Genomic DNA, 3,350 nt, shown 5'->3' with positions numbered 1-3,350 from the left:
TGGCCTCGGTGTTGGAGCACAGTGGTCGGTGTGATGCGTTCGCCGTCGGGTCACGGGGTTCACGGGTGACGGTTGTTGACCGTGGAGAAGATTGCAAGAGGCACACGCAAGGCGGCTGCATTGTCGAATTGCCGGCCGAGCGGGTCCGAAAACATAGTCTGATTTCAAGCGACTAAAGCTGTTGACCAAATCGGCCAAGTCAACAGGTCCAGAGACAACCGGCGTATGGAGACCCGTTTTCCTGATTCGTTCCGCCACTGTGGGTCAACAGCCCGCGGCGCAAACCCATGGAATCATTGGGTCTTTCCGTGCAGGGCACAGTCGCAGAGACGCCTCTATCGGGGTGAACTGGCGGAGGGAGAGATACCGGGAACAAATGGTCTCTGGCCGGTGAAAATTGATCTTCTCTCACGATATCAATGGGATGGACTATTTCAGCCGCCCCCGTAGTGCCGGGAGAGGACAGTGTTGACCGTCCTCTCCGTAGTCCCGGTCACAAGATGAAATTCGCCCCGGTCAAGGCATGCGACCCGGTCAGCGTGATCGCGAAATCTGCACCCAAGGCCACATTCACGTTGCCCGAGACGATCGTGTCGCCACCAACGACCTCGGCGCGCACCTGTCCTGGAGAAGGCTGCGTACCGGATGGCCCATCAGCCGGTGTCCAAGCAAGGACGCCGGCTCGGTCAGATCGTGCGCGCGTATCTCGCGTATCACGCCGTGCCGACCAGCACGCGGGCGATCACGTCATCCGTGCATTACGTTACCCGGAACTGGAAGCGGGCGCCTGGGCACCGCAGCCAGAAAGGGCGGGTGACATGGGAGCGGATGGCGCGAATTGCCGCGCGCTGGCTGCCGTCCGCCAGGATCACTCACGCCTGGCCGCAGAAACGCTTCCTCGTCAAACACCCGAGGTGGGAGCCGAGTGCGTTAGCAGCGCACGCTCGGATCTGTCCGGGGCGCGCCCGGTAACGGGCGTCCCTACCGGGATGGGCACAGGAAATTAGCTATATCAATGGGTTGATGAAAATTTCGCCCACCGGTGGCACTTCTCGCCACAGGATACGCCTCATCCTCCCTGGCTCGACCACCTGGCTCGACCACCTTTCCAGAATGCTAGGCCTGTGGCAGCTTGAGAGCATGAAGGTTGGCATTTGGCTCCGCAGGGTGCTCCCGATCCTGGCGATCGTGGGGCTCATGGCAGGACCGTTCATCGCACCGATGAACGGCGTCGCGATGGCGGCCGCCTCAGGCATTCCTACGTCGGAGATGATGACCGACATGCCTTGCTGCCCGCAGGAGAAACCGGCCAATCCAGACTGTCAGAAGACTTGCCCGCTGATGGCGACCTGCATGGCCAAATGTTTCTCGATCGCGCCGACGCTTACGAACATGGTCATCATTTTTTGGGTTCAGAACGATACCATTCACCCGCGTAGCGACGCCACGGGCGACGCGCGCTCGGTAGAACCCCCATCTCGGCCTCCAAGAACCTAGAAACATCGCCGGCACTTCGGTGCCGGCTCGTGCCGCCGAGGCAAGCCCTAAGCGGCTGAGGGCGCGTGGCCTTAGGCCACGCAAACACCGAGACATGTGCTCGGTACTCGATGAATCTGGGTTTTCGAACCATGACAATCTCTTCCATGAAGCGCGCCGCCGCGGCAGCGTTCGCGACCGTGCTTTTCCTGACGACCCACTCCTCGGCGCGTGCCGACATCGCTGACTACGAATTCCGGCTCGTTCAAACGGATGTAAAACAGGGCAATGGCGCCATCGTCGCCGTCCGGCTCGTCGACAAGCGATCCGGCAAGGCGGTTCCCGACGCGGTCATCTTCGCGACCCGAATCGACATGGCGCCCGATGGCATGGAGACGATGGCAGCCCCGATCGAGCCGCTGCCAACGATCGAGCCGGGTGTCTATCGCTTCAGGACCAACCTGGTGATGGCGGGTCGCTGGCGGCTTTCACTCGGCGCCAAGATCCAGGGCGAGGCAGGCACGATCGAGAACAGGCTGGTCCTGAAGGCCATGCCGTGAAACGGCTCGCCCGGACGGGCCTCACCCTCGCCGCCGTTCTGGCAGCGGGGGGCGGAGGCTATTTGGCCGGCGTCCGGGGTATCCCGGTCGCTGGCCTTCGCGACTGGTTCGGGGCTGAGCGGACTCTTGTGGCTCAGCCCACCGGCACGGGAGCGATGATCTATTATCAGGACCCCGACGGCAGGTTGATTTATTCAGCGACCCCTCGCCAAACAGCGGACGGCCGCTCGTTTCGTACTGTTCGCGCCAGTGAGGACGTGAGCTTCGAGGACAAACCGCCGGCAACGGCCGAGGCGACCGCGCAGCCAGGCCCACGGCGCGTCCTCTACTACCGCAATCCAATGGGTTTGCCGGACACGTCACCCGTGCCGAAGAACGACTCGATGGGGATGGACTACATCCCCGTCCACCTGGACGAGGATGATGGCGGCACGATCGTGCGGGTGTCCCTTGGCAAGCTCCAGCGGACCGGGGTGCGATCTGAGTTGGTCGTGCGCCGAACCGTCGGCGGGCTGGTGCGAGTGCCGGGAATGGTCCAACTCGACGAGCGACGCATCTCCGTGGTTGCAACCCGGAGCAACGCCTTCGTCAATGAGGTCGCGAATGTGACGACGGGTGACCGGGTGACCAAGGGCCAGATGCTGCTTCGTCTCTACTCACCCGACATCGCGGCCGCCGGGGCGCTGTTCCTCACTGATCTCAACAGCGGCGGTCGCGACAGCGCAACCGGCGGTGCCCGCCAGCGACTGGAAAATCTCGGACTGCCGCCCGAGGCGATCGCCGAGATCGAGCGGACTCGCAAGGTGCCCCTGTCGATGATGTGGCGTGCTCCTCGCGACGGTGTTGTACTGGAACGCAATGTCGTCGAAGGCATGAAGGCGTCGCCGGGCGATGTGCTGTTCCGCCTTGCCGACATAGCGACCATCTGGGTGGTAGCGGACGTGCCCGAGTTCGACCTCGGCGCGGTTCGCATCGGAGCGCCGGTGACGATCCGGATACGGAGCCTCCCGGCAAGCAGCCTTACCGGACGCGTGTCGCTGATCTATCCGCAGGTCAGTGAAACCACACGGGCCACAAGGGTACGGATCGAGATCGCAAACCCCGACGGCGTCCTGCTTCCCAACATGTACGCCGAAGTGGAGATCAGCTCAGGCAATGCCGCACTCGTCGTTGCCATACCCGACAACGCGGTGATCGACAGTGGCACGCGGCAGGTTGTGATTCTCGATCGTGGCGAGGGCAGGTTCGAACCACGCGAGGTGAAGATCGGTTTGCGCGGCGACGGCTTCACGGAAATCCGCGAAGGCATCGCGG

At 62.9% G+C, this 3,350-nt stretch carries 2 protein-coding genes; both read left to right on the top strand.

All coding sequences use genetic code 11. From position 1 onward, the window contains the following. Positions 1-1,643 precede the first annotated feature (1,643 nt). Positions 1,644-2,036, top strand: a complete 393-nt coding sequence (locus tag B4N44_RS11410) for a FixH family protein (RefSeq protein ID WP_296700861.1) — start codon at positions 1,644-1,646, stop codon at positions 2,034-2,036. Further along, positions 2,033-3,350 (top strand): efflux RND transporter periplasmic adaptor subunit (locus B4N44_RS11405; RefSeq protein WP_296700859.1); only part of this gene is annotated, 1,318 nt, incomplete at its 3' end. The genes B4N44_RS11410 and B4N44_RS11405, both read left to right, overlap by 4 nt.

The sequence above is a fragment of the Thiocapsa sp. UBA6158 genome (assembly GCF_002423035.1).
Lineage (GTDB): Bacteria > Pseudomonadota > Gammaproteobacteria > Chromatiales > Chromatiaceae > Thiocapsa.
This window is presented reverse-complemented; position numbering and strand designations above follow the sequence as displayed.